Origin of the sequence: Paenibacillus azoreducens (assembly GCF_021654775.1) — a bacterium.
GTDB lineage: Bacteria > Bacillota > Bacilli > Paenibacillales > Paenibacillaceae > Paenibacillus_AQ > Paenibacillus_AQ azoreducens.
Map to the genome: position 1 here is coordinate 4,158,551 of NZ_AP025343.1, position 25,810 is coordinate 4,184,360.

22 protein-coding genes and 1 pseudogene are annotated in these 25,810 nt (G+C 47.4%); 3 read left to right on the forward strand and 20 right to left on the reverse strand.

The window, feature by feature from the left end:
• Positions 1-25: 25 nt before the first annotated feature.
• The 3 genes from L6442_RS18330 to L6442_RS18340 all read right to left on the reverse strand — a co-directional run bounded on the left by L6442_RS18330 (position 26) and on the right by L6442_RS18340 (position 3,085).
• Complete coding sequence (locus tag L6442_RS18330) at positions 26-1,450, reverse strand: spore germination protein (protein WP_212976540.1); 1,425 nt, start codon at positions 1,448-1,450, stop codon at positions 26-28.
• A 239-nt stretch (positions 1,451-1,689) separates the two neighbouring features.
• A complete protein-coding gene (gene tnpA / locus L6442_RS18335) occupies positions 1,690-2,178 on the reverse strand; it encodes an IS200/IS605 family transposase (protein WP_212976541.1) in 489 nt (162 codons plus the stop codon).
• A 202-nt stretch (positions 2,179-2,380) separates the two neighbouring features.
• A complete protein-coding gene (locus L6442_RS18340; protein WP_194232242.1) occupies positions 2,381-3,085 on the reverse strand; it encodes an FHA domain-containing protein in 705 nt (234 codons plus the stop codon).
• Between the two features lie 162 nt (positions 3,086-3,247).
• Between L6442_RS18340 and L6442_RS18345 the strand changes: the two genes are divergently transcribed.
• Positions 3,248-3,733 carry an NTF2-like N-terminal transpeptidase domain-containing protein gene (locus tag L6442_RS18345; protein ID WP_212976542.1) on the forward strand — a complete coding sequence of 162 codons (486 nt, stop codon included), beginning with the start codon at positions 3,248-3,250 and terminating at the stop codon, positions 3,731-3,733.
• Positions 3,734-3,860: 127 nt separating this feature from the next.
• Entirely contained in the window at positions 3,861-4,688 is an 828-nt protein-coding gene (pdxK, locus tag L6442_RS18350; protein WP_212976543.1) for a pyridoxine/pyridoxal/pyridoxamine kinase, read from the forward strand.
• 91 nt (positions 4,689-4,779) lie between these two features.
• Here the strand turns inward: pdxK and L6442_RS18355 are convergent, their stop codons facing one another.
• The 16 genes and pseudogenes from L6442_RS18355 to L6442_RS18430 form a co-directional block, all read right to left on the reverse strand.
• Complete coding sequence (locus L6442_RS18355; RefSeq protein ID WP_194232245.1) at positions 4,780-5,349, reverse strand: DUF1700 domain-containing protein; 570 nt, start codon at positions 5,347-5,349, stop codon at positions 4,780-4,782.
• Positions 5,346-5,690: a PadR family transcriptional regulator gene (locus L6442_RS18360; RefSeq protein WP_212976544.1), complete on the reverse strand. Its 345-nt coding sequence runs from the start codon at positions 5,688-5,690 to the stop codon at positions 5,346-5,348. Before L6442_RS18360 ends, L6442_RS18355 begins: the two co-directional genes overlap by 4 nt.
• Positions 5,691-6,376: 686 nt before the next feature.
• Positions 6,377-7,195: an ammonia-dependent NAD(+) synthetase gene (gene nadE / locus L6442_RS18365; protein ID WP_194232247.1), complete on the reverse strand. Its 819-nt coding sequence runs from the start codon at positions 7,193-7,195 to the stop codon at positions 6,377-6,379.
• A gap of 16 nt (positions 7,196-7,211) precedes the next feature.
• The gene (gene nadD / locus L6442_RS18370; RefSeq protein WP_194232248.1) at positions 7,212-7,826 is read right to left on the reverse strand and encodes a nicotinate (nicotinamide) nucleotide adenylyltransferase; all 615 of its coding nucleotides are present in this window, start codon (positions 7,824-7,826) and stop codon (positions 7,212-7,214) included.
• 10 nt (positions 7,827-7,836) lie between these two features.
• Complete coding sequence (locus L6442_RS18375; protein ID WP_212976545.1) at positions 7,837-9,327, reverse strand: nicotinate phosphoribosyltransferase; 1,491 nt, start codon at positions 9,325-9,327, stop codon at positions 7,837-7,839.
• A gap of 33 nt (positions 9,328-9,360) precedes the next feature.
• Positions 9,361-9,921, reverse strand: a complete 561-nt coding sequence (locus L6442_RS18380) for a cysteine hydrolase family protein (RefSeq protein WP_212976546.1) — start codon at positions 9,919-9,921, stop codon at positions 9,361-9,363.
• Positions 9,922-9,934: 13 nt separating this feature from the next.
• Entirely contained in the window at positions 9,935-10,714 is a 780-nt protein-coding gene (locus L6442_RS18385; protein WP_212976547.1) for an NUDIX hydrolase, read from the reverse strand.
• A 508-nt stretch (positions 10,715-11,222) separates the two neighbouring features.
• Positions 11,223-12,299 carry an RNA-guided endonuclease InsQ/TnpB family protein gene (locus L6442_RS18390; RefSeq protein WP_212976548.1) on the reverse strand — a complete coding sequence of 359 codons (1,077 nt, stop codon included), beginning with the start codon at positions 12,297-12,299 and terminating at the stop codon, positions 11,223-11,225.
• A gap of 6 nt (positions 12,300-12,305) precedes the next feature.
• Entirely contained in the window at positions 12,306-12,704 is a 399-nt protein-coding gene (gene tnpA / locus L6442_RS18395; protein WP_212976849.1) for an IS200/IS605 family transposase, read from the reverse strand.
• A 68-nt stretch (positions 12,705-12,772) separates the two neighbouring features.
• A complete protein-coding gene (locus L6442_RS18400) occupies positions 12,773-13,942 on the reverse strand; it encodes an alpha/beta hydrolase family protein (protein WP_212976549.1) in 1,170 nt (389 codons plus the stop codon).
• A 112-nt stretch (positions 13,943-14,054) separates the two neighbouring features.
• A complete protein-coding gene (locus L6442_RS18405) occupies positions 14,055-14,495 on the reverse strand; it encodes a helix-turn-helix transcriptional regulator (protein ID WP_212976550.1) in 441 nt (146 codons plus the stop codon).
• 321 nt (positions 14,496-14,816) lie between these two features.
• A pseudogene (locus L6442_RS18410) lies at positions 14,817-16,382 on the reverse strand (DHA2 family efflux MFS transporter permease subunit); the annotation flags it as partial.
• Between the two features lie 17 nt (positions 16,383-16,399).
• A complete protein-coding gene (locus tag L6442_RS18415; protein WP_194233399.1) occupies positions 16,400-16,840 on the reverse strand; it encodes a MarR family winged helix-turn-helix transcriptional regulator in 441 nt (146 codons plus the stop codon).
• A 692-nt stretch (positions 16,841-17,532) separates the two neighbouring features.
• Positions 17,533-19,284, reverse strand: a complete 1,752-nt coding sequence (locus L6442_RS18420) for an ABC transporter ATP-binding protein (RefSeq protein ID WP_212976552.1) — start codon at positions 19,282-19,284, stop codon at positions 17,533-17,535.
• Complete coding sequence (locus L6442_RS18425; protein ID WP_212976553.1) at positions 19,272-21,041, reverse strand: ABC transporter ATP-binding protein; 1,770 nt, start codon at positions 21,039-21,041, stop codon at positions 19,272-19,274. Before L6442_RS18425 ends, L6442_RS18420 begins: the two co-directional genes overlap by 13 nt.
• Before the next feature lie 327 nt (positions 21,042-21,368).
• A complete protein-coding gene (locus L6442_RS18430; RefSeq protein ID WP_212976554.1) occupies positions 21,369-22,361 on the reverse strand; it encodes a helix-turn-helix domain-containing protein in 993 nt (330 codons plus the stop codon).
• A gap of 241 nt (positions 22,362-22,602) precedes the next feature.
• Between L6442_RS18430 and L6442_RS18435 the strand changes: the two genes are divergently transcribed.
• Complete coding sequence (locus L6442_RS18435) at positions 22,603-23,463, forward strand: pentapeptide repeat-containing protein (RefSeq protein ID WP_212976555.1); 861 nt, start codon at positions 22,603-22,605, stop codon at positions 23,461-23,463.
• Between the two features lie 323 nt (positions 23,464-23,786).
• On the opposite strand, the gene L6442_RS18440 is transcribed toward L6442_RS18435, so the two are convergent.
• Positions 23,787-25,766 carry an elongation factor G gene (locus tag L6442_RS18440; protein ID WP_237099978.1) on the reverse strand — a complete coding sequence of 660 codons (1,980 nt, stop codon included), beginning with the start codon at positions 25,764-25,766 and terminating at the stop codon, positions 23,787-23,789.
• Between the last annotated feature and the right edge of the window lie 44 nt (positions 25,767-25,810).

The window sequence follows — 25,810 nt, forward strand, 5'->3', positions numbered from 1 at the left end:
CCCTCCCTTCATCATGATCGGTCCATCAGTTATTTTTTTCAGATCCCTGCTTTTTTTTGCGAATACTCCAGATCGGAAAGCGCAGGAACGTATCTTTGAACCCCCCGATCCTTAACGGGGCGATCGGATAAATATACGGCTTGCCGAAGGATTCAAGTTTGCACAGATGAATAAACAACATGGCCAATCCAAACGATATTCCGATAAAACCGAACAATGCCGATGCGACCATTAGCGGGAATCTGACCATTCGAATCGCCGAGCTCATCTCAATGGACGGAATAAGGAACGAAGATATGGCCGTTAATGCTACGACAATCGTCATCGTGAAAGATACGAGTCCCGCCTTGACGATCGCGTCTCCAATGACCAAACCTCCAACGATCCCGATTGTCTGGCCGACGCGGCTGGGCAGACGAAGCCCTGCCTCCCGCAGAAGCTCGAAAATCAGCTCCAAAAATAAAGCTTCCACCAGCGGCGGGTATGGAATCCGGGTTAACGTACCTTGGACCGTAAAAAACAATTGAATTGGAAGCACGTTTGAGTGGAAAGAAACGACCGCGATATAGATCGCAGGCAGCAAAGACGCCGTGATAAAGCTGATAAGCCTAATAAATCTCACAAAGGAGGCGATCATCCATCGGTTGTTGTAATCATCCGGCGTTTGGTAGAATGTAAAGAAACAAGCCGGGACGACGAGAGCGGTCGGATCGCCATCCAGCATTAAAACGACATGCCCATCAAGCAGGTAAGAGCTTGTATGGTCAGGACGTTCCGTATTCAAATGCTGCGGGAAGATCGTATAGGGATTATCCTCCATCAATTCCTGAATAAACCCGGTTGACATGCAGGTGTCAATTGAAATATCGGTAAGCCTTTTTTCAACCTTCTTAACCAACTCGGGATCTGAGAGCCCCTGCATATAGACCATCGCAATCTGTCTTGGGACTGTATTGCCGACACTGTAATACCGTACCGTTAGTTCGGGCACATTATTCTGCTGCCGGAGCAAGTGCAGGTTTACGGTCAAATTTTCAATAAAACCGTAATGTGGGCCGCGAATGATCCCTTCGTTATCCGGTTCGGATATGTTTCTGTTATATTGTGACGGTGTTTTGAGAGTATAGAGCTTATCCTCGCCCTCGATAATATACAAGCAGTTCCCCTGCAGAAGTCCCTCAATTGCTTTGTTCAGTTCCTGGATTTCCTCCATCTGGAGCGTCGTTATAAGCTCGGTAATACTTTTGCCTTTGCCGAAGCTGATGGGGGTGATGATATTCCGCTCGATTAACATCGGATCGACAAGAGATTCCAAATACACTAACGCCGCCGGTGTCTCTTCGAACGGGAAATATCGAACCTTCATATCATGGGAATGAAACAAAGCATTTTGCACGAATCCTATATTTTGATCTAAACGGGGAAAAAGCGTCTGAGATGGTTTATTCATGAGAAATCGCCTGTCTTTCCGAATTATTATTGGTAATTTTCCCATTTGAAGTAAAAATATTCTCGATTGCCTTTCTGAAGGAGAAGTACTCATAAGTCGTTGAAATGAAAAATCAAAACCACCCGTATAACGGGTGGTTTGCTCTGCGGCTGAAAGCCTTTGGTACTGGCCAGCCCTTAAAGGGCATAGAATGATTCGCCAACTGCACTACTTTTCCGGCTACCCCTAAAGGGGCTCTTCTATTTCTTCTTCTTTCGATTCTCTTTGGTTTCTTCTCCTGTAAATGGATCAATGTATTCCATCATCGTTATCTGTTCCGCGACGATATCTTCCTGTAATTGATTTCGGATATACTCTTCAATTACTTTCTTGTTCCTTCCGACGGTATCCACGTAAAAACCTTTGCACCAAAATTTCCGATTTCCATACCGATACTTTAAATGCGCATGTCGATCAAATATCATTAAGCTACTTTTCCCTTTTAAATATCCGATAAATGCGGACACGCTTAACTTGGGTGGAACACTCACTAACATGTGAATATGATCCTTGCACGCCTCTGCTTCAATGATTTCTACGTTTTTTCTTTCGCATAATTGCCTCAATATTTTTCCGATATCTTGTTTTAACTTCCCATAGATCACCTGGCGTCTATACTTTGGGGCAAACACAATGTGATACTTACAATTCCATTTTGTATGTGCTAAACTGTTCACATCAGATGTCATCTGTATTCCTCCTTATGTTCGATAAATTCGGTTGGCGAACCAAATTTATTGTAACATTGGGAGGAATTTTTTTTGATACATCGCTTGAAGCTCTCCTGAACCATACGCATAGCGTATGGTTTTCTTTTCACAAGAAAAACCCGATTCTTATGGCAAGAACGGGTTTCCCGGTAATCCTTAGCCGCAAACCTGCGGCTCTTTTTTATTTTTGAAGCATATGCATCTGCGGCTCAGAGGCGCTTTCTTCTCTTTTCATGTATACGCCTTTTTTATAGACGGACTTGATGACAAAGCCGAATTCTAATTTTTTGTTGGTCCGGTAAATCAGCGAATTCACTTCATCGACTCCGACCAGCTCGGCATCTTCAATGCAGCGTTCAGGCCACACATACTGCATGATTTCCTCTTTGGTCACAAAATGGTCCAGGCGGCTGTGCAGCAGCTTAAAAAGCTGATATTCCTTTTTTGATAATGTCACATGTTCACGCCCCACCTGAATGCTTTGCAGATGATCATGCAGCTGCACCTCACGGTCGAGGAGCTCCGAAATCTTGTATTCCCGCGTCTCTTCGAAGTCGCTTTCGCTTTCCAACTGCAATCCGACAAGCCCGCTCACAAGTGTCAGCCGGTCTTCGGTTGTCAGCGGATATTTTTGATGCGGAATCAGACGCTGGCCGTTAAGTTCGGTACCGTTTTTGCTGCCCAAGTCCTCCACATAAAGTTCGTTATGTATGCGGTAAATGCAGCAGTGCCGTTTGGATACGAGCTGGTTATAAATAGTCAAAACATCCTGTCCCGCGCCTGCGTGTCTGCCAATCGTAATCCGCTTGCCCGGCTCCAGGTAAAGAAACGAACCATGGCCTTTCTGGCCGGCAGTATCTACGATAACTTTTATGATTTCCGGCAAATTCAATCTCCCACTTTCCTTATCCTGTTATCAATAATGATAAAATCATCAGATTTGCTCCATTGTTTGCCCTTCAGGCAGGTTTTATAGTCAAAGAGTAAAGTTTTCTCTCCAACATATACTATCAGTCTGTGAAAGATTTTTCAAAGCGAGGTTTTAACAGTGAAGCGAACTCAAACGATAATGTACGGTCTGATGTCGGTTTTGGCTGCGAGCGTACTTGCCATGTATGTATATTTTTTTGATCGTCTGGAAGAAAAGCCGGAGGCGGTCGTCGAGAATTATTTTCTGCATTTGAAGGATCAGGATTTTGATCGGCTGTATAACCTGATGTCCATCGAATCATTGGAGCAATCCGGTATGACCCGCGAACAATTCGTACAAAAATATAAATCCGCGTTCGTAGGCATGGGCGTCTCCCACATTGAAATTAACGCCGGAACACCGATTTATATGGAATCAACATCGGATTATTCGGTAGACTATACCGCTGAGGTGCACACTGTTGCCGGAGAACTGCAGGAAAATGATAAACTTATACTTATTCAGGAAAATAGCGGAGACAGGAAAGTATGGAGAATCCGGTGGGAGCCGAATCTGCTTCTACCAAATGGAGTGAACCTGAATTCAAAAGCCGTTGAAAAGTGAGATGGCAAGTCTGCTCGTTTGATTCCGACGGAGATATAGGGAACTCTTTTTGATTCACCTGATTGTCGTTTTTTGATATAATCAACTCGATTTATGTGTTATATATCTTATTGCAGGAAAAGAGGAAATGAATGTGTCTAAAATCATCAAGACCTTAACGATTGCAGGCAGCGACTCGAGTGGAGGAGCGGGCATTCAAGCCGACCTCAAAACTTTTGAGGAGTATGGTACATACGGCTTCAGCGCTTTAACCACTATTGTCACGATGGATCCGGACAACGGCTGGCATCACAACGTGTATCCGGTTGACGCCGCGCTTGTTGCGGAACAGCTCAAGACGGTTTTCGCAGGCGGCCCTGTCGATGCGATGAAAACCGGGATGCTCGGCAGCGTGGATATCGTTCGCGTAGCGGAACAAGCGATCAAAGACAACAAGCAGACCAACGTCGTGATCGATCCGGTCATGGTCTGCAAAGGCGAAGATGAAGTGCTTAATCCTGAAAGTGCCGAAGCAATCCGCGACTTGCTTCTTCCGCTGGCAACCGTCATTACGCCTAACCTGTTTGAAGCAGGGGTGCTTTCCGGTCTTGGCAAGCTTGCATCTATCGAGGATATGAAGGAAGCTGCCCGCCGAATTCATGAGCTTGGTGCCCAAAATGTCGTCGTCAAAGGCGGGAAAGCCTTGGACGGCGAGCAGGCGATTGACGTATTTTTTGACGGTACAGACTTTACGGTGCTTGAATCCGCAAAGATCGAGCCTGCCCATAACCACGGTGCGGGTTGTACATTTGCCGCAGCCATTGCAGGCGGTTTGGCTAACGGTTTATCTGTCCGTGAAGCTGTTGCCAAAGCGAAAGATTTCGTATCGGCGGCGATTCGCAACGGATATCCGTTCAACGAATATGTCGGACCTGTATTTCATGGCGGTTATCGCCTAGAACAAAACAAAGCGTAAAGGTGATTGTTTGTTCCGGTCTTCCCGATGAACGATTAAAGCCTCCTTCCCATACCCTGGACGGAGGCTTCATCTTGTTCCTTTTTTACTGTTAACCATTTAGCGATTGATTGCCGGGCAAGGCCTGTTTGTATCGCTCGGACAAAAACGCAAGGTATTTTTTCAAACCTACCCAGGAAAAGTATGCGATACCTCCGATAATCGCCCCCACAACCAGAGCAAATACCATGCTGAATTCCCTCGGCACTTCCATGCCCGGTGCGATCATCATATTGATCCAGGGTACGCCCAATGTACGTAAGACACCGGCAATTCCGATCAAAATCGCGCAAAATCCGAAACCATAAGCGACGGTTGCCAGCACTGGAATCACCATGACGCTCAGCAGCCCGGTAGTGCAATAAAAACCAATGATCGTGAACAGTTCTTTAATCGATTTGACTCCCTTTAGTCCATTCATATGTTCGCTCCGGTATGCCCTTGCCAACTTGCGGGGATCGCCAAGACGGGCAAGGATAACCCTTTCCGGCTGACCATTGGCTATACCCTCTGCGATGTGGCTTTCGATTTCCATGACGGCATCCAACCTTTCTTCATCCGGCAGCTTCTCCAAATATTTGTTTAATTTCTCTAGATAATCCCTTCCATATGAGCTGATCATAACTTCTCTCCCTCAAATAATTGAATTTGATTGACGCTGCTGCTGATTTTATTCCATTCTACCGACATCATATCCATCAATGAGCGTCCGGAATTGGTGAGACAGTAATACTTTCTCGGCGGTCCGGACTCTGATTCCTTCCAAAACGATTCTATGTATTTGTCTTTTAGCAGCCTGCGCAAAAGCGGGTACAGTGTTCCTTCCGTTACAGAAAGCGGCTCCCATTGGTCGAGCAGGGTCACCAGTTCATATCCGTATCTAGGCTCCCGGCCGATAAGCTGCAGGATGCAAAACTCTAATATGCCCCTGCGAACCTGAGAGGTCCACTCCGTCATTTCCATGCAACTGTCCCCTCCTTTCGCTATTATAATATCACATAGTACTGTGCATTGCAAGGTACTAGGCAAAATACAGTCCATGAAGCTCGTATAACAGACCAAAGCAAACATGAAAGAATTGCAGTTAACTTTAAAGACGATAAAATTCCATCTCTAGTATAAAAAGTTGCGAAAATACATCCTTTCTCGGGCAAAGTGATCAACCATAAGAAAAACGTCTATCGACGTACTTTCACAGAAGACAGACCGCTTATGAAATGGATTCTTGAATTCGCTTTTTGGATTTAGCAAAATCCTACATACAAAAATGACGGGCTGTTCCATCTGAAAAGTTGCAAAAGTGCAGCTATTTTATCGTTCCAGGCAATGATGGCTAGAAAGCTTGCAAAAGTGCATCTTTTCCCCAGCTTTTAGGCTTAAACAGACGATTCATAGTCAAATTGATGCACTTTCGCAATAATTTTCCATTTCACGCTATAAAATGCCTGAAAAAGATGCACTTTCGCAACATTTTCCTGATCACATGATCAACTGTGGTAGCGTCAAGAAGTTTGTGTAAGCACGCAGCAGGTAAACTTAGGAAACGACAACACCAGGGAAGAAAATGAAAAAAGCTGCCTTCAAGGATGATGCCGAAGATTGCAGCTCATCCAAAAAGCAGCTCTTAAATTACTTTCAAAATTATTTAATTATTTCCACCACTCGTCAAATGGCGTCACGGGAAGCTCGCGTTTATGTTGGGTATTTTTATAACGTTTTTCAATTTTCTCCTGGTCTTCCGGATTCACTTGATCGCCAACAAGATATTCGTCGATGACGTTATAATTCATGCCTAATTCCGTCTCATCCGCCTGCTGCGGTTTATTATCGAGCAAATCTGCGGTCGGCGTTTTCAAATACAGACGCTGTGCGGCGTTTAATTCCTTCAGCAGCTCACGTCCTTGTCCCTTGGTCAACCCGGTAAGCGGAATGATATCCGCTCCGCCGTCCCCGAATTTGGTAAAGAAACCTGTAATGGCTTCGGCGGCATGATCCGTTCCAACAACCAGGCATTGGCGTTCCCCGGCGATGGCATATTGGGCGATCATCCGCATTCTGGCCTTCACATTGCCTTTATGGTAATCGGAGAGCGTCTCTCCCGTTGAATCAAGATACGTATTTGCCAGCGCTTTGACCGAGCTTTCGATATTAAAAACCAATGACTGGTCCGGCTTGATAAAAGCCAAAGCTTCCTGCGCATCGTCTTCATCTTGTTGAACGCCAAACGGCAAACGGACGGCATAAAAGGTTGCGTCGTATCCCTCTGCCCGAAGCTCTTCCGCAGCCAGCTGCGACAGACGTCCGGCAAGCGTGGAATCCTGCCCCCCGCTTATTCCGAGGACATAACCTTTGGCTCCGGATTTTTTGCAATAGGCTTTAAGAAAATCAATCCGCTTCCGGATTTCCTCCTTCGGATCGACGGTTCGTTTGACATTCAAATCTTGCATGATTTGTTCCTGTGTGCTCATGATCACTCATTCCCCTTTATCTGTATAGTCGATTGGCTTGGATGTAGTCATAGCAGCGATCGGGCATCAGGTATCTCGGCTCGCCGCCTCTTTTAAACTCGTCCCGTATATAACTTGAACTGATCTCCATGGCGAGTCCTTTATCGATGAGATGGAACGTATGCCCATCGTCCGCATTCCGCAGGATGGGCGATCTGCTGATCGCGGCCAGCATGTTGATCCCATCCCGCGCCATAACGATAAATTTATTTTCCTGAATCAGCTCTTCGGATTTTTTCCATTTGCCTTCGCCGATATCAAGCAGCAGATCGGCTCCCATTATAAAATAGATTTCATCATCCGGAAACCTCATTTTGAAATGCTGTAGCGTCAAATACGTTGCGATCTCCCATCCGGCTTGCTTCATCTCATAATCATCGGCAGTGAATTTAGCATTGCCCTCGATCGCCATTTCAATCATATTCCAGCGGTGCTCATCGCTGATACTCATGGTCTTGTCGGGCCTCTTACTGGAGCAGGGCAGGAAAATCACCCGATCCAGCTTGCAGCGATGGGCAACCGTGCTTGCTGTCCAAAGATGAACGTTCGTAATAGGATCAAAGGATGAACCGTATATTCCGATTTTCGCCATCTTCTCCTCCTTAGGATTGAACCTGCCGGCTTACTTTTTCCTGGATTTCCCCGATCAGCTTCATTTTATTGTCCCAGCATGCTTGGCTCAAATTGACCGGATATTCGGCAGGATTCAAAATACGCTTGTATTCCTCCCATAACACATCCAGGTTTTCTTTAACAAAAGTTTGGATTTCCTTTAGCGCCGGCATCTCGTACACCAATTCGCCATCCTCGAAAATGGCATGATGCAGTTCACGGGCTTCAAAATTGGTTACGAATTTGGCAATGTAAGTATGAACCGGATGGAACATTTTAAGCCGGTCCTGATCTTGCGGTTCTTCCCGCTCCAATGCGATGTAATCCCCTTCGGATTTGCCGCTTAATTTATTGATGATACGGAACACTCTTTTCCGGCCGGGTGTCGTAATCTTTTCGGGATTCGAGCTGATCTTGATCGTATCGGTCATTTCCCCGTTTTCATTTTCAATCGAAATCAATTTATAAACCGCGCCAAGCGCCGGTTGATCATAGGCCGTGATCAGTTTGGTCCCGATCCCCCATACGTCTATTTTGGCGCCTTGCGCCTTTAAATTCAATATGGTGTGTTCGTCAAGATCATTGGAGGCATAAATTTTTGCGTCAGTAAATCCGGCCTTGTCGAGCAATTTCCGGGCCTCTTTCGACAAATACGCCAAATCCCCGCTGTCCAAACGGATACCCCGGAAATTGATCCGGTCGCCCATTTCCTTGGCAACGCGAATGGCCGTCGGAACGCCGGAGCGAAGCGTATCGTACGTATCCACGAGGAATACGCAATCCTGATGGCATTCGGCATACTTGCGGAAAGCGGTGTATTCGTCGCGGTATGCTTGCACCATGGCATGGGCATGCGTACCTGCGGACGGAATGCCAAACAGTTTCCCGGCTCGAACATTCGAGGTCGCATCAAATCCGGCTATATATGCGGCCCGCGTCCCCCAAATGGCCGCATCCATTTCCTGCGCGCGGCGGGAGCCGAATTCCATCGTGACTTCATCCCGTACCACCTGCTTGATGCGAGAAGCTTTCGTCGCGATCAGGGTTTGAAAGTTAATGATATTCAGAATCGCCGTTTCGATCAGCTGCGCTTCCGCGAGCGGTGCTTCAATCCGCATGATCGGCTCATTGGCAAATACCAGTTCCCCTTCGCGCATCGAACGAACCGTGCCGGTAAACCGGAGCGATGCCAAATACTCGAGATATTCTTCACTGTAGCCGTCCTCCTTTAAAAAAGCCAGATCGCTCTCGGAAAAGCGGAAATCGTGAAGATAGCGGATCACCCGCTCCAATCCCGCAAACACGGCATAACCGTTTTGAAACGGGATTTTCCGGAAATAGACTTCAAACACTGCTTTACGCTGGTGAATTTGGTCCCTCCAGTAAACTTCGGTCATATTGATTTGATATTTATCTGTATGAAGTCCAAGACTGTCGTCGGCATAAGGAGCCTCGGGAATACTCGCCGATGGATGTGTCATATCAGAATGCCTCCCTTTCAAATCCGATTTTGCTTATTGAACTCTGGCGCCAAGCGAACCCTTGAAATGCCGCAAAGCCCATTCATGGCCTTCCGGATCAAAACTCGCTACCGCTTCCTGATGTATCACCAGTTCAAATCCTTTGTTGTATGCATCAACGGCGGTATGCAGCACGCAAATATCCGTACAGACGCCTACGAGATGCAGCTCGGTAATGCCTCTCGCCCGCAACCGAAGCTCAAGATCCGTTCCGGCAAAAGCGCTGTATCTTGTTTTATCCATCCAGTAGACGTTATCTTTCGTTTTATGGTTTTGGTACGCGTCCTCCAACGCTCCAAACAGCTTGCGCCCTTTGCTGCCTTCAAGGTTATGCGGCGGAAACAGTTTGGTTTCGGGATGAAGAGTATCCCCTTCCTGATGCAGATCAATGGCAAACACCACATAATCGCCACCAGCAATAAATTCATTCGTAAGTTCTACAATCCGTTGTTCAATGGCCTGCCCGGGCTTGCCGCAGGTTAATGCTCCATCATTTGCCACAAAATCATTCGTGTAATCAATATTGATCAAAGCGCGTTTGTTTGTACGGTCCATTCTTGTTTCCTCCTTACTGCTTCTTGGTATGATAGATCGAGTTATTCACTTCAATTTCAATAAATCGGTACAGTTGCGTCGGTTTTTTGGATGTGCGGGTTGTTTTCTTTCCCTCCACCTCTTGGATGAATGGCAGGGATTTGATTTTTCTGGCAAAAGCGGCGTCCAAAGCAATCGCGGAGTCGTTCGTTACCGTGAGCAGCACCGCCTGCAGCTCGGAATACGTAAACTCCTTGGGCAAAAATTCTTTGGCTGCCGTCGTCTCCAACAGCTTCTGCTTAATAACTTCGATGGCATCGCGGATGATTTGCGCATGGTCGAATGCCAAATCAAGCTCTAGAACATCCTTCACGGAAAACAATTCTACCTCGCTGGCATCATCATTGGCCTCACGGCTTGCGAGATGATGTTCGGGAACAATGGCGTAATGCGCGTTGGAAATAATCCAGCCTCTTGGATCGCGTCCCGGAGTATCATATACCCCGAAATGCTCCAGATGAATTTGCGACACGCCTGTTTCTTCACGAAGCTCCCTTTGCGCGGATTGAAAAGCGCTCTCCTCCGGAGCAACAAAACCTCCCGGCAGCGCCCATTTCCCTGCTTCGATATTGGGGCGTCCCTCGCTGTCTGTCATACTCCGTTTGATCAGCATGATGTGAAGATCCATAACAGGGGGTTTGAACGGTTCTGCCTTCTCCGACAGAATGGTAAATACGGCTATATCCGAGGTGTATCCGTCCGGTGTCCTATATTTTTTTGCATCGTATTGCTTCAGCGCTTGTTCATTTGACATATACGCCTCACCACTTCTCTATGATTTCAATTAACATTTAACGTTTTGTTAATTGTATTATATGCACAAATTATGCCGCTGTCAACCATTATGTTCCATCATTTATTTTAATTAAGCCAGCCCAGGTATGTCTAAAGAAGTATTAGCTGTTAAAACACAAATAGACTCTGGCCGGAAGACCAGAGCTGACGGGATATTTTAGGGAGGCTTAGTAACTCTACTCTATAGGGGGAAGTATATTCTAAGCTCATGGAAGATTCCATCAAACCGATACGAAGGTGATCACTTCAACCACTGATCGAACCAGGAAAATGCGTCTTCTTGCATGTCCACATTAAACTCATGCGGATTGTTTTGACACTCCCACGCCTAAAGGCGCAAGCCTCATTCCTACTGGCATGAGGTGGGATTCTTAGGTACTAAACTGTACGCAGTCCATTTCTGTTTTGTACTAGCCCTAAGCTAAGGGTATGCCATTACCCCATCCTAGACCAGACCGTATAGGTGTCTAGGCTGATTGACTGTTACCATCAATCACAGGTGCAAAAATAATATTCCATGCACCGACTAAATCGCGGTGTTCTCTAGCACCGCAGTTCGAACAAGTATACCTACGATCTAACGCATGATTGTGGTGCCCGCATTGAGGGCATCGTTGACTCGTGTATGCTGGGCTTACATTTTCTACTTTGATACCCGCTACATTTGCTTTGTACTTGATGTATTGTGCTAAACGGTAGAAAGACCAGTTACTTAGAGAATGATTGTTTTTACGACTTTTTCTTGTCTGTTGCCGAATGCCCGACAACTGTTCAAGTCGGATCACACCGACATTGTGTTTCATTGCGAAATCAATGATTTCACGGCTGATTTTATGGTCTTGGTCTTTCATCCATCGTTGCTCTTTATCATGAGACTTTTTAATCGCATTTTGCTTTTTGGCTTTACCTAACTCTTTGCGACGAGCATTATGGTATCGGCGAACGTACTTGTTCATGCGTCCATTTCCGACAAATTTCACTTCATGCTCATCGGTGACACAGACAGCAGGCACTTTGATACCTAAGTCTACACCCATGACTTTCGTTGAAGGGGTAAGTTCGGTTGGAACTTCCAGCGCAATTTGAGCTATCCATTTGTTGCCTTTGCATGTGATTCTCAGCGTACCGACTTTAGTTGCGATGGCTAACAGATTAAGGTCTCGTTGTTCAATGAGTGCTTTCATACTTAACTTCTTCGAGCGTCCGTCAATCACAAAAGGCATACAGATACTTGTTGGCGTGACCGTGAAATTTTGGTTATTCCAAATGATCACTGGCTTTTTCAAGACGGGTACGATTTGAAATTTTGTTTTCTTTGCTCTTTTGAACACACTCTTGGCATCACGGATCGCTTGATTCTTCACCGCACTATTCAGTGAAACTGCAACGTCTTTAGACGTTTTCTTGGTTGTCTTTTGTTCGGCAACCATTTCAGAAACGAGAAAATTCACGGTTTCAATGTAGCGCAATGACGAACTTTTCAAAAGCTCAGTTTCTTTCTTTGTCGGAAGTAGCTTAATCTTGATTGTCAAGGATTGCGCCATGAGTTCTCACCTCGTTCTCTGATTTTCAACATATCGTTTTATGGTTTGTAAAGATACATCTCCAGCGGTGGATACGAAATAACTACGAGTCCATAAACTTGGTAAAGCGCTTAGAAAGTCGAACTCATCACGTAGTATTCTTGACGTGCCTCCTTTCACTTTCGCCATGATGTCCGCAGGACTGTAGGTTGGAGGGACATTTAGGAATAAGTAGCAGTGGTCTTTGTCCGTTTCCATTGCAACAATCTTAAAGTCGTGTTCCTTACAGATTTGACGGACTAGCTCTTTAAAGCGTTCGTCAACGGCTTGATTGCGGAATATCTTCCTACGGTATCTAGGACAAAACACAAAATGATAGTTGAGTAGACTTACGGTTGTTTTGGTTCTTCTATATTCTTCCATGATTTCAGTATAACACATTTATTGTATGTATGGTATTTAAACATACGCAAACAAACAAAAAAGAAAAGGAGCTAGATAGAGTCGTACATGTACGTACCTAAAGGTACGCCCCAGTCCGAAGTCGCTATCATCCCACCCCTTAAGGAGTGGGCTTTCTCGCTCCTGAAATCTGTAAAATTTACTTTAAATTTTTCCGAATGTCCTAATATAGGATAAACTTTTTCGAGCTGGGAGTTGGCCTTATACATTCCATCCGGATGAAATAAGTGGTCTTGGGAGCACTGCTGAATAAATAAAGGATTGGGTGCGGTAAGGCTTACTACGTCCGGCAAATCCAAGAAGGAGGTTAAATTGGGAATATAAATCATATAAGTATGGTCCCTTAAGCGATTCCACTGCAAGGAATCATAGGAGGTCATCCAGCCAGCAACCACCGTACAGCTTATTCTTGAATCAAGCGCCGCCCTGAAACCTCCGATGGAAAGACCGCAGCAGCCGATTCTTTCGATGTCTACTTCTTTTCTGGTGTATAAATAATCGACGCATGCTCTGTCATCATCAAACAATATTCCTGGCCATGTTGTTCCGGAAATAAAGATATGTTTTACGAGCAGAGATTCGAAGTAACCGCAAATTCTATTGTACGCATGAATATATTCTTCCGTGCCCGGCGTCAAGCCACTCAACTTGTATGGGCAACTTTCCAGCGTTTCATCCGTTAAATGATTGATGTCAAGTTTTCTCGATCCAAAGTAGAAGGCATCGATACTGAGTACAATATAACCTTTTTTGACCATTTCATTTGCCCAAGAACGACCGCCGTAATATGTTTTTTTAAAGTTTTTCAATAGATCTGACTCTTCTTCTTGAGCAATTATTTTTTCTTTTCCCAGGTAATAAAATCCCCCATGGTCATGGATTCCGATAATTGCCGGGAATGTCTTTCCGTTCGCTTTAGGAATTAGCAGGGTTCCTTTCACCCTTACGTTTTTTGCCGTATTGAATTCAATCTCTTCCTGGAAGAAATCATTTTTTTCAATTACGCCCAATACTTTGGCGTCCAATGGCGCCGGCTCGGGATCATAATTCAGAAGCTCAAATATTTGCGCTTTGGCCGTCGTTTTCCATTGTTCGAAGTCAGCCCGTGAATTGGCCAACCAAGAAAGTTTCTTTATCTTCTTTTCGCTGTATGTTGTCAGAAACGCATAAAAATTGCTTATATCATTTTTCAATTCATCCATTATTTTCGTTAGCTCCTTCGTCGCCCGATACCCGCTTAATCTGACAAAAGGACAATTAGCTGGATTGCTTCAATCGAAAAAGAGGACCGGATGATCTGCTGATGCTCCTTACCTAGCCTAGGAATTTCTTCCGGTACTCCTGCGGCACCATGCCGACGATCTTCTTGAACGACTGCGTAAAATAAGAGAAATTCGCATAGCCGACGGCCTCCGAAACATTCACGATTTTCAGCTGCGTCTCTACCAGAAGTTTCTTAGCCTTATTCATGCGCTCCGCCGCAATGTAATCCGATAGTGTTATGCCCGTCTCCTTTTTGAAAAGGCGTGACAGATAGGCTGGGTTGAGGTACATGAACGCGGCGATGTCCTCTCGAGTACAGGGACCGTCCAAATGCTCCCGGACATACGCTTTGATCTTTCGGATCAACGCGGAGGAAGAGGCGCCGTACCGCTCCAGATAATCGATGCCTTCACCCGCCACGCGCAGCGCCCAGCCCTTCCATTGCTGTCTCCCTGCCGGAGGCCGCATCCCGGATCCGAACACATCGGACATGGCCAGACCCTTGCGGTGGAAGAGGGAATGAAAGCGCTCTATTAATAAAAGAGACCCGATTGTTGAAATAGTGACTTGTTCAGTCAGCTTCGCAAATGAAAAATCTTCATAAAACAAAGCCCCAAGCAGCAGCGCTGCCCAGGGCTTTGTTCACATATCAGAAAGTATAAACTTCCGGGGTCCCCGCAAAGTAATCGGAATAAGCTTCAAAGGCTACACGTCACTTTGTGGGGTTATTTCAAACACTATTCGGTTATTTTACTCGGCGGTCAGGGTCTTGCCATGGCGCATGTCGGTTTTGTCATTAGTAGCGCCGGCTTCCGGAGCCTGATTCGAGGAACGAAGCGGCAGTTCCTTAAGGAAGAATACCAATACCAGCGCCACAACAAGTACCAGCGTGCCTGTCAGGAACACCGTTGAGAGCGTAGACCCAAGCGCGTCGCGGATACTGTCGATCATCTGCATGAACAAAGTTTTCGCCTCCGGCGGCAGGCTTTCTGCGGTCTTGTCGACCAGCGGCTTGTTCATAAGTGCCTGCGGATTGGCAAACGAAAGCATGTTTTGCGCCATCTTCGGGTCCAGCTTACTGAAATCCGGAGCGCCGGATGACTGCAAAGCTTCTTTCAGGTTTTTGGTCAGGCTGTTGGACATGACCGTGCCCATGACCGCAATTCCGATCGTGCCTCCAAGGTTGCGGAACAACTGCGAGGATGCCGTCACGACGCCAAGCTCTTTATGCGAAACCGCATTTTGCGTTGCCAGGGAAAATACAGGCATCCCGAGACCGAGTCCAAGGCCAAACACAATTAGACTGATAATGGTTAATGTCAGGTTGTTCATGAAGATCATGATCGTCATTCCGATAATCATCACCGGCATCCCGATGAGGGCATAACGTTTGTATTTGCCTGTTTTGGCGATCCATTGTCCGGTAATCGCGCTCATGATCACCATGCATATGGACATTGGCAGGGTCACATACCCCGCATAGGTCGGGGAAATCGCGAGCACGCCTTGAACATAAAACGAAATGTAAATCATGGCTCCCATCAAGCCAAAGTTCATAATAAAACCGATGATATTCGAAATGGTCACGACGCTATTTTTAAATAAATGCAGCGGCAGCACCGGTTCTTTCACTTGCGTTTCGACAAAAATAAAGATGAGTGCCGATACGATGGAAGCCGCGATCAAACCAAGAATTTGCCACGATCCCCATGGATATTCCGTTCCTGCCCAAGAGAAGGCAAGCAGCAGCGGAACGATCGTCGTCGTCAGGAAAAGCGAACCCAAGTAATCGATGCTTTGCCCTTTCTTACGGTCCACTTTTGGAAATAACATCATGATCATGATAAAAGCAACGATACCCAAAGGAAGGAAAATCCAGAACAGCCAATGCCAATCTATGTGGTCGACCAAATATCCGCCAAGTGTCGGCCCAAGAATGCTGGAAAATCCGAACACGGCTGTCATAAGGCCCATCCATTTGCCCCGTTCACGCGGAGGGAACAAGTCGCCAACGGCCGTGAAAGCAGTCGATTGGATAATCCCCGCGCCGATCCCTTGAATCCCGCGGTAAAAAATAAACTGATAAACATCTGTAGATGTACCCGTTAAAAAAGCTCCCAGCATGAAAACTAATATACCTACAAGCAAAAAAGGTTTGCGGCCAAACATGTCTGACAGCTTGCCGACCAATATGGTTGCAATGGTGGATGTCAGCAAATAAATGTTGATCGTCCAGGTATAATAATCCATACCATCAAGGATCGCAATAATACGCGGCATCGCCGTGCTGGTAATTGTCTGGTTGATCGCGGCAAAAAACATCGCCGCCATGACTGCGATCATGATCGTTATTTTGCGCTTAAGCGTTAAATGCTCCATCTTCTATCCCTTCACCTCTAACATTCAGTATGATCTATATTTAAAAGCATCGAAGAGAAAATTCTTCTCAGATGCTGTATATCTTCTTCCGACAATCCTCCGAGAAACAATTGAATGACTTCCTTCTGGTCTTCGGTCATTTTGTCAATGATATCAAGGCCCTTTTCAGTGAGCTTGGTATAAACCACCCTGCGGTCCGTTTCCGCCCGTTCGCGCTGCACATAACCTAAATCAATCAATTTATCCGTAAGAATGGTAATGGCCGGGGATGTTAAAGAAAGGGCTTCGGCAAGATCCGAAACTTTCTGGGGACCTTGCTTTTTCAGAATAAAAAGCACCTGAAACTGCGGAAACGTGAGATCGTATCCCTTTGTGATCTTATTCCATTCCTGCGACATGTTTTTCAATATTGAACGGAACATGGCTGTTACCTCAAACAGCTGTTCACTTTTACGCAAAATAAAAACCCCCTTGAATTGATCCTATTGATTATTATATTGCAAAATAAATTAATTATTATTTAATTGATAAGTTCATAATATATAAGTACTTAATCATTAAACACTTAAGTAATTTTAATCTGTTTTTTTGCTTAATGTCAAACGGATAATTTTCTGAATCCTCGCCTTTTTGCAAAAGAAAAAACCTTGAGGGTTCCCACAAGGCAAACGAAGGCGCTTTCGGTTTTCTTTCCAAACATGTCCCAATCGGTTCGATTTTCTGCAGATTGGTTTTCAAGCGTTAAGCATATTAAGCCTCCAGACTCAAAAAAATGCCGGCAGCATCCTAATCAAGCAGGTTTGCTACCGACATTTTCGTATGTCAGGATTCTTTCAAAAATTCGATTCCAGACGCTCACGGGACATAATATAACGGACACAGCGGCAGAGGGTAATTTCAACGATTTTCAATTCTAACAGACACAGCTGCTACTATTTTAGTGAAAATATCCCTTTTGCCGACTGTCCGCAGCAATTAAGCGCTGTAGCGACCGTTAGAATTTGAATAAGGCTGTTTTTACGAATTAGCGTCCATGGCGTCCGTTAAGTGTGGCTAATTGGCGCAAAGGGTTGCTCGGTATTGGGTCGGTGACATTAGAAATGGATTCTTGAAAGTCGCTTATTGGATTTTTGCAGAAGAGGATAACTTCTTATGCGCTGCTCCCGGTTTCGATACCACTCTTAATCTTCCAGCCGCCGATTTTTTGCTGTTCTTGCCACAATGTATGATATAGACCTCTCTGAGCCATAAGGTCGTCGTGTTTGCCTGCTTCAGAAATTCCCCCTTGATCCACGACCAGAATTTGATCCGCTCCCTGGATCGTTTTCAGACGGTGGGCAATGATGATGACCGTTTTGCTGCACGCCAGCTTGCTGATTGCCCGCTGCAGATACACTTCGTTTTCCGGATCAAGCGAAGCGGTCGCCTCATCAAGAATAATAACCGGAGCATCCTTAAGGATCGCGCGCGCAATGGAAATCCGTTGTTTTTCACCTCCCGAAAGCGCGGCTCCTCCCTCTCCTGCGATCGTGTCGTAACCTTGCGGCAAGTTGGCGATAAAATCGTGGCAATGCGCCGCTTTGGCTGCTTCGATCACCTCTTCCATCGAGGCTTCCGGTTTTCCCTTGCGTATATTCGCCGCGATGGATTCATTAAACAGATACGGCTGCTGCTGCACCGTACTGATCATCCCCAGCAGTTCATCGCTGCGCATATCCCTCACATCGACGCCGCCGATTTTCACTGTCCCGGCCGATACGTCCCAGAACCGCGAGATCAACCCGGCGATCGTTGACTTGCCTGCTCCCGAGGGTCCCACCAATGCGACCAAATGATGCTCCGGAACGCGAAAAGATACATCATGCAGGATTCTTTTATCGCCATAGGAAAATTGAACGCCCTCCAGTTCGATGTCAAAGGCGGCAGGCAGACGCGGATGCTCGGGTTCCGGCAGTTCCGGTTCGGCGAACAACTCGCGGATACGTTCTCCTGCGGAAGCCATGTACCGCATCTGTGTCAAAGCCGTGCCCGCCGACCGCAAAGGCTGGTAAAACTTCATGCTTACGACAAGAAAAATCAGAAATACGGACGTGTCGATAACCGCCCCTTCGACAAGATAAACGCCGATCAACAGCAAAAGTACGAACCCCAGCTCCAGAATCATCGAGAAAATCATAACGACGGGTGAAGTAACCACTTCAACGCGAATGCTGTCATCCCTGAGACGCGCCATGGCCTCATCCAACCGGGTAAACCGTTGGCCTGTCTGATTATGTGCCTTGATGAGCCGGATCGTCTGCACATACTCCAGCAGCCGCGAATTGACGGCGGCCGCGGCTTCCTGGCGCTTTCCGCTCTGTTTTCGCATCAGGTTTTGCGACCAGTACAAAACGGGAACCGCTAGCGGCACGGATACAAGGACGGCCAGAGTCAGCCTCCAGTCAACAAACAACAAAAACACCGCGCTGACGACCGGCAGGATGACCGAGCCGAGCACTTGATTGAAGAGATGGGTCAAGATCATTTCTGCTTCATCCACATTAGCCAATAGCGTATGGCTGATGTCTCCTTGATCACGCCGCGAAAAATAACCCATAGGCAGCTTTCGCAAATGTTCTCCAAGACGAAGCCGGACATCCTTCATGATGGAAGCGCCCGTGCTTTGGGCCTCGATCTGTCCCCGGCTGGCAAACAGCGCCTGCAATGCGAACAGCGCGATCAAGCATGCCGACCATATCAATATATCCCTGCCCGTCACTTCGCGATGAAATAATGAAGCCAAAACAAAAAATAAAAGGCCCGCAGGCGCGGCATTTGCGATCATTTCCAAAACGGTATACCATGCAGCCCGTGACAACAGCCTGCCAGACTGACCTGTAATCATCTGGATCATGTTAAACATACCTTGCCTCCTTCCCCGGTCAACGACCATTCGCCTGCTTCCCGATGAGCCTGCCACATGTTTGAATAAAGCGAACAATGCTCGAGCAGCTCCGCATGGGTTCCCGCTCCGACGATATGCCCGTTGTCGAACACAACGATATGATCCGCGTCGGCAATGGTCGAGAGCCGGTGAGCGATAACCACGACGGTTTTTCCTTGCAGCAGACGGCTTAAGGCTTCCTGGATCTTCGATTCATTCTCCGCATCGGCAAACGCAAACGCTTCGTCGAGAATAAGCACCGGAGCATTCTTCAAAATGGCGCGGGCAATGGCCAGCCGCTGCCGTTCCCCGCCGCTTAATGAGATGCCTCCCTCTCCGATCAGCGTATCATAGCCGTCCGGGAGCGTGCTGATGAACTCATGGGCCTGAGCGGCTTTTGCAGCGTGGATCAGCTCGCCAAGCTCCGCGTCGGGTTTACCCATACGCAGATTTGCAAAAACCGTGTCGCTGATGACAGGTACATCCTGAAATACAAAAGACACCATATCCATCAGACGCTCCGGTGCATAAGAACGAATATCCTTTCCCCCAAGCCTGATCTCTCCATGGGATGGATCATAGAAACGCGCGATCAATTGAGCGGCAGTCGATTTGCCTGCGCCCGAAGGTCCAACAAAAGCCGTAACCTTTCCATGTTCGGCCTTAACCTGGACGCCTTTCAGCACTTCGCGGCTGCCATAGGAAAAACGAACCTGCCGAAAGTCGATGTCATACCGCTCCGGACGCCGAAAACCAGCTTCATCAGCCTTCTGTTCTTCCTCTGCCAGCACAGCCTCGATGCGGCGAACACTTTCCAGGTTGTTCTGCATCATGTGGCTGAGGGTGGAAATCTGGCGGAGCGGCGTCGTCAGACCCACACCCAGCAGGAGAAAGAGCAGCAGAACGGGAAGCGTCACCGCCTGACGTTCGTACATCCAAAGTCCGGCCGGCAGAATAAATAGCAATCCCGATTCCAGCAGCAGCAAATAAAGCACATAGAGCGGCGTATTTTTGCGTGCTATATGCGTCCACAAACTTGCATAATTTTCAACGGAGTCATGGTAGCGGGCAAAGGAATGCACAGTTTGGTTAAATGATTTAATGACAGGCATCGCGTGCACGAATTCGACGATTGCCCCGTTCATAGTTTCCGATAGATCATGCATTTTTTTCATATCATCGCTCCGTTTCCCCCGAGCCGCCATCAGCAGCTGTACGGCAAATGCCGCAGGTACCGGAAGTAAAGCCGCAATTGCCAGCCGCCAATCTACCGTAAACAGATAGATCGCCGTTATTATGGGCGTTACGACCGATGCAGTAAGGTCGGGAAGATGATGCGCAATAAAAGACTCGATACGCTCAACGTCATCGGAAATCACTTTCTTAAGGCGCCCGGAATGCTGCTCGCCGAAAAAGCCAAGCGGCAGCTTGCCCAACTTATCGATCAGCCGGACTCGTAAATCATACAGGACACGAAAGGCAGCGGCGTGCGCCAGCATCGAAGAAATACCCATCAGAGCAAACCTGAACAAAACGGCGATTAGAGCAATTAATATGAGCCTTCCTATCGCTGCGGCATCAATGGAATCTGCAAGAACGAGCTCCGCGATCCTGTAAACCACCACAAACGGAATCAAGGCGCATAAGGAACTAACGGCAGAACATACGCATGATAACAGCAGCCTAATACGCTCAGTTCCAGCCAACCGCAGCAAAAATGCCAGTGCATTGGACATGATCTATTTCACGTCTCCTTTGTCATTTATCATTGTCGTTTCATTTTCTCTTGGGAGGCCGACCAGCCAGCAAGGATTCATCCTAAATGAGAACTATTATCAACTAATTAATGATACAACGTACTTTACCGCCCCTGCTACCTCTGGACGGAGAAGTTTGCTGGTTAGCGGGAGTATCGGCCAATAAAATAACCCCACAAAGTGGAGCACATGCTTCGATGCTTATCCCAAATACTTTGTTGGGACCACAAAAAAACGTATAAATTCTATCATGTTAAAAAAGCTGCTCCGAAAAGAGCAGCCTCATTAAATCTCTTCCATCATATATCATTGTTCCAAGGAAATGCCCGCAGCAGCATGTTTAAGGAGCTGTCCGGGGTTGATTCCGTATTTTTCACGGAACACCTCCGAGAAATAGCTTGAATTGGAATAACCGATCGCGCAGGAGGTTTCATTCACATTCAGGTGCCCCTGCTGCAGCAAAGCCAATGCCTTCTCAAGCCGTTTATCGCGCAAATAACCGAATACCGTAGTTCCGTACATTTCCTTGAATCCGACCTTCAGCTTGAAATCGTTCATCCCGATTAGGCGGGACAGCTCCATCAAGGATGGCGGATCGACCATACGCTCGATCATGATATCCCTTGCCTCCCGGATTTTTTGCATGTCGCTTTTGGACAACCTGGTTGATCCCGCTGCATCCTCCGTCAAAAAAGACCGGAAGCCTTTGGACAGCAAATCCAAAACGCTACATTCCATCTCCAGGTTGTTCATACCCTTATTGCGGATAGGCTTTAGCAGCCGCTGCAGCGTAATCAACGCTGCCGGATCTGTTTTTTCCTGAAAAAGACGGAACGGCCTCTGACCCAATATACCGCAAAAATCAACGGATCTCCCGCCACCCGCATTTTCCATGAAGTGATGGAAGGTCGGAACGGGAATGCCCACACCCACCATGACATACGGCTCATTTCCGCTAAACTCAAATCTGGCCCCTACTTCGTTTATTAATTGCAGCGTGCAGCTTCCCGGACCGAATTGATGCTGTACCCCATCGATGGTGAGCTCCCTTTTTCCCTGCAGACAATAGTTCAGCTCAACCATTGGCGTTTCCGTAATCAGGGGCAAACTGCAATCTTGATGAAACGTGACCTCCGACACAACCACGTCAATATCAAAACGCGGGACAAAACGCCGGATGAGCCCCGTCCCCATCTGTGGGCACAGTTTCATTTGTTCGGTTCGGTCCTCATTTTGCCGCGACAGCTTAAGCCCATCGAAAAATAAATTAAAGTTATGATGAAAATCGATTTCTGTCATATCATGTTCACCCCGATTTCTGTATTCAACATTGATAACGATTCTCGTTATTATAACGAATTCAGGTTCTTTTGCCCATCCTTCCTTTCAATCTATCGGAATGGCAGCCGGGAAAGTAGATGAATCCGCGTAAAAATTGTAAAATAAAAGGGTTCATTCGCAGCTCACAGCCTACCACCATTTTTCTAGAAGAGATATACCTGGTCATAAATTTCAAAGATTGAAATCTAAGGAGATAACAATGTCGAAGACGGAAAATAATACAAATCTATTTAACCGCGCCGAACTGCGGGCCGACTGTGAACGTTGCTTTGGGCTTTGCTGCGTTGCCCTCCCCTACTCGGCTTCGGCTGATTTTGCATTTGATAAGGACGGCGGACAACCCTGCAAGCATTTGAAACCGGATTTTCGCTGCGGTGTTCACGACAGCCTCAGAGGCAGGGGCATGCGCGGATGTACCGTATATGACTGCTTTGGAGCGGGGCAAAAGGTTTCGCAAGTGACTTACGGCGGACGAGACTGGCGGCAGGATCCGGACAATGCGCGCCAAATGTTCGATGTATTTCCGATCATGTGGCAGCTGCATGAACTGCTCTGGTATTTAACCGAAGCAAGATCATTGGAGCCCGCCCATCCCATACATGATGAACTTCAAACCGCGCTTGAAGAAACCATTCGTCTTACCCGCCTGGACCCCGAGTCTATCTTCGGAGTGGATATGTGGACCTATCGCGCAAATGTGAATGTTTTGCTTCTTAAGACAAGCGAACTTGTGAGGGAAAACGGACGTCGCAAGCGGAAGGGGCAAACGGGGCGAAAAAACATTCCTGACCGTGGGGCGGATCTGATCGGAGCCAAACTAAAAGGGGCGGATCTCCGTTACCAAAGTTTGCGCGGAGCTTATCTTATCGCGGCAGACCTCCGGGGGGCCGACTTAAGGGGTGCTGATTTGATTGGAGCCGATATGCGTGATGCTGATCTAAGCGGAGCCGATCTGACAGGCAGCCTATTTTTGAGCCAAGCCCAGATCAATGCAGCGAAAGGCAATGCGGCCACTAAGCTCCCCTCTTCTCTTGTCCGTCCGTTGCATTGGCCGGCATAAAACAAAATAAGCTCCTCCTACCAGTCGTTGTATATTCATGCTGAACTCGGCGCGCGGTGTGGCGTTGCATGACGGAGGTCCACCACATGCGGCCATCCAAAATGAAACATATCCCGAGTTTGACTTGATCTTACCCCTCCTTTGCACACTTGTCTGCTCATTTACCGACCATGTGCTTGCATTTTGACGACCAGTTATCCGCCAATGGCACCTTAGAAACTTTTCATCGTTGTGTATGCAAAAAAGCGGAGGAGCCGCCAACGAATATGGCGCTTCCGATCCGCTTCCTCAAGACGGCGGTAAAATCCGCCTTCTCCGCTTGTTTACGATTCAAACTCATGCAATTCTATATGCATAAAATTCTCTGCTTCATTCCAGGAAACGCTGAATCCTTTGCCCTTGGAACAAAAAATGGAGGCGGATGTGTATTCAGGGTCTGCGTCTTTGTTGTAATTTTTGGCAGCGATCACATCCTGGCTGCTGCTGCACGGCCGATACCCGCCCAGTCGCAGCGATATTGCCCCCTTGCCTTTCGTAAACGCGGCGAGCTCAGCCGCATAATCCATAAACGTCGCGACCGGAGCTTGCCCTATAAGTATGGCCGCTCCCTCATGGATTTCCGGAGGTTCGAAGCTGCCCTGAGCCTGCTGAATATCCGACATCACTCTGCCGATCAAATCAGCCGCTACCTTCAGTTTGAATTCGTAGTACGGCTCCAGCAAAATGTTATCAGCCTTTTCAAGGCCTTGCCTCAGCGCGCGCAGCGACGCTTCCCTGAAGTCACCGCCGCTTGTATGTTTGTTATGGGAGCGGCCGGTCAGAAGCGTTACCACGATGTCGGTCAATGTGGATCCGGTCAACAAACCGCGATGTTCCTTTTCCGTGATATGTTGTCCGATCAAGTTCTGAAAACCGGTGCTCAGTTCGTCGGGATGGCATTCGTTTACGAAGGTCACGCCGCTGCCGGCGGGGCCTGGCCCAATTTTCAAATGAACCTCGGCATAATGGCCAAGCGGCTCAAAGTGCCCGTATCCGACCACTTCGCTTCCCACCGTTTCCTTGTATAAAATCTCCGGTTTCCCGAAAGCAATCCGCAGATGAAAACGGTCAAACATCACCTGTCCAAGCACTTCGAGCTGTATAACCCCCATGACCTGAATATGGAGTTCTTGCAGCGCTTCATCCCACCGGACGCCAAGCGACGGGTCCTCCGCGTCCAGCATTTGAAAGCAGCGGAGCACTTCACGAACCGGTACGGACGGGTCGAACAGCACCTTCGATTTCAAAGCGGGCACCAGCTCGTAAGGCATCCGTTCCTGCAGCGCCCCCAGACCGGCGCCCGCCGGAGCCGCAGATAATCCGGTCACTGCAACCAATTGTCCGGCAATTGCTTCGTCAACCGTGACATATTTCTCCCCGTTATACACGCGGATTGAAGTTATCTTCTCCTGCAGTTGTTCTCCCTTTCCGCTCGCATATGTCAATTCGTCTCTAACATTCAGTTTCCCCTGCAAAAGCTTCAAATGGGTCAGCCGCACACCCTGGGCATCGTGTCGGATTTTGAATACACGTGCGGCAAATACCCCTCTTTCATCGTATGCGGTTGTCGTCAGAAACTCCAGATTGGCCAAAAATTCGGTAATGCCCACATCCTGCAAGCCCGAACCGCACATGACAGGAAAGAAGCGGCGCTGCTGCACCAAAGAGACGATGTTTTTCGCAATGAAAGGCAAATCAGCCTGTCCTTCCAAATAAGCATTCAGCAGACTATCGTCGCGTTCAGCGGCAAACTCGGCCGTTTCCTCGCCGATCCCGTCCATCAAAGATCCAGTAATAAGTAAAGCATCCTTAGTCAGCTGCTGATGAATCTGGGTGAGTACGGCTGAAGCGTCGGCCCCTTCACGGTCCATTTTATTGATAAAAAACAAAACGGGTATTTGGTATTTCTCCAGCAGCTGCCACACCGTCTCGGTATGCCCTTCGACTCCTTCAACACTGCTGATGATGATGACAGCATAATCCATCGCCTGCACGGCACGCTCCATCTCCGCAGAGAAATCCACATGCCCCGGGGTATCGATCAAATAATAGCTGGAGTCTCCGTAAGACATTACCGCTTGATCCGCAAAAATCGTGATGCCTCGTTTCTTTTCCAGCTCATGGCTATCCAGGAAAGCATCCTGATGATCGACTCTTCCCCGGCTTCGAATGCTGTTCGTATGATAAAGCAGCTGCTCGGCGAATGTCGTTTTTCCGGCATCCACATGAGCAAGCAGCCCTATGGTTTTCTTAATGCCCCCCATGAAGTTATCACATCCGTTAGTTATGAATTCTTGATTCCATTCCT

Bases quoted from the DNA above. Each gene is read 5' to 3' on its own strand.
- nadD (WP_194232248.1), bottom strand. From the start codon at position 7,826: ATGGCGAAAATCGGAATATACGGTTCATCCTTTGATCCTATTACGAAC.
- L6442_RS18435 (WP_212976555.1), top strand. From the start codon at position 22,603: ATGTCGAAGACGGAAAATAATACAAATCTATTTAACCGCGCCGAACTG.
- L6442_RS18425 (WP_212976553.1), bottom strand. From the start codon at position 21,041: ATGTCCAATGCACTGGCATTTTTGCTGCGGTTGGCTGGAACTGAGCGT.
- L6442_RS18400 (WP_212976549.1), bottom strand. From the start codon at position 13,942: ATGGATGAATTGAAAAATGATATAAGCAATTTTTATGCGTTTCTGACA.
- L6442_RS18360 (WP_212976544.1), bottom strand. From the start codon at position 5,690: ATGGAAATGACGGAGTGGACCTCTCAGGTTCGCAGGGGCATATTAGAG.
- L6442_RS18330 (WP_212976540.1), bottom strand. From the start codon at position 1,450: ATGAATAAACCATCTCAGACGCTTTTTCCCCGTTTAGATCAAAATATA.
- L6442_RS18405 (WP_212976550.1), bottom strand. From the start codon at position 14,495: ATGTCCGATGTGTTCGGATCCGGGATGCGGCCTCCGGCAGGGAGACAG.
- L6442_RS18430 (WP_212976554.1), bottom strand. From the start codon at position 22,361: ATGACAGAAATCGATTTTCATCATAACTTTAATTTATTTTTCGATGGG.
- L6442_RS18420 (WP_212976552.1), bottom strand. From the start codon at position 19,284: ATGTTTAACATGATCCAGATGATTACAGGTCAGTCTGGCAGGCTGTTG.
- L6442_RS18440 (WP_237099978.1), bottom strand. From the start codon at position 25,766: ATGGGGGGCATTAAGAAAACCATAGGGCTGCTTGCTCATGTGGATGCC.
- L6442_RS18380 (WP_212976546.1), bottom strand. From the start codon at position 9,921: ATGGACCGTACAAACAAACGCGCTTTGATCAATATTGATTACACGAAT.
- nadE (WP_194232247.1), bottom strand. From the start codon at position 7,195: ATGAGCACACAGGAACAAATCATGCAAGATTTGAATGTCAAACGAACC.
- L6442_RS18375 (WP_212976545.1), bottom strand. From the start codon at position 9,327: ATGACACATCCATCGGCGAGTATTCCCGAGGCTCCTTATGCCGACGAC.
- tnpA (WP_212976541.1), bottom strand. From the start codon at position 2,178: ATGACATCTGATGTGAACAGTTTAGCACATACAAAATGGAATTGTAAG.
- L6442_RS18355 (WP_194232245.1), bottom strand. From the start codon at position 5,349: ATGATCAGCTCATATGGAAGGGATTATCTAGAGAAATTAAACAAATAT.
- L6442_RS18390 (WP_212976548.1), bottom strand. From the start codon at position 12,299: ATGGCGCAATCCTTGACAATCAAGATTAAGCTACTTCCGACAAAGAAA.
- pdxK (WP_212976543.1), top strand. From the start codon at position 3,861: ATGAATGTGTCTAAAATCATCAAGACCTTAACGATTGCAGGCAGCGAC.
- L6442_RS18385 (WP_212976547.1), bottom strand. From the start codon at position 10,714: ATGTCAAATGAACAAGCGCTGAAGCAATACGATGCAAAAAAATATAGG.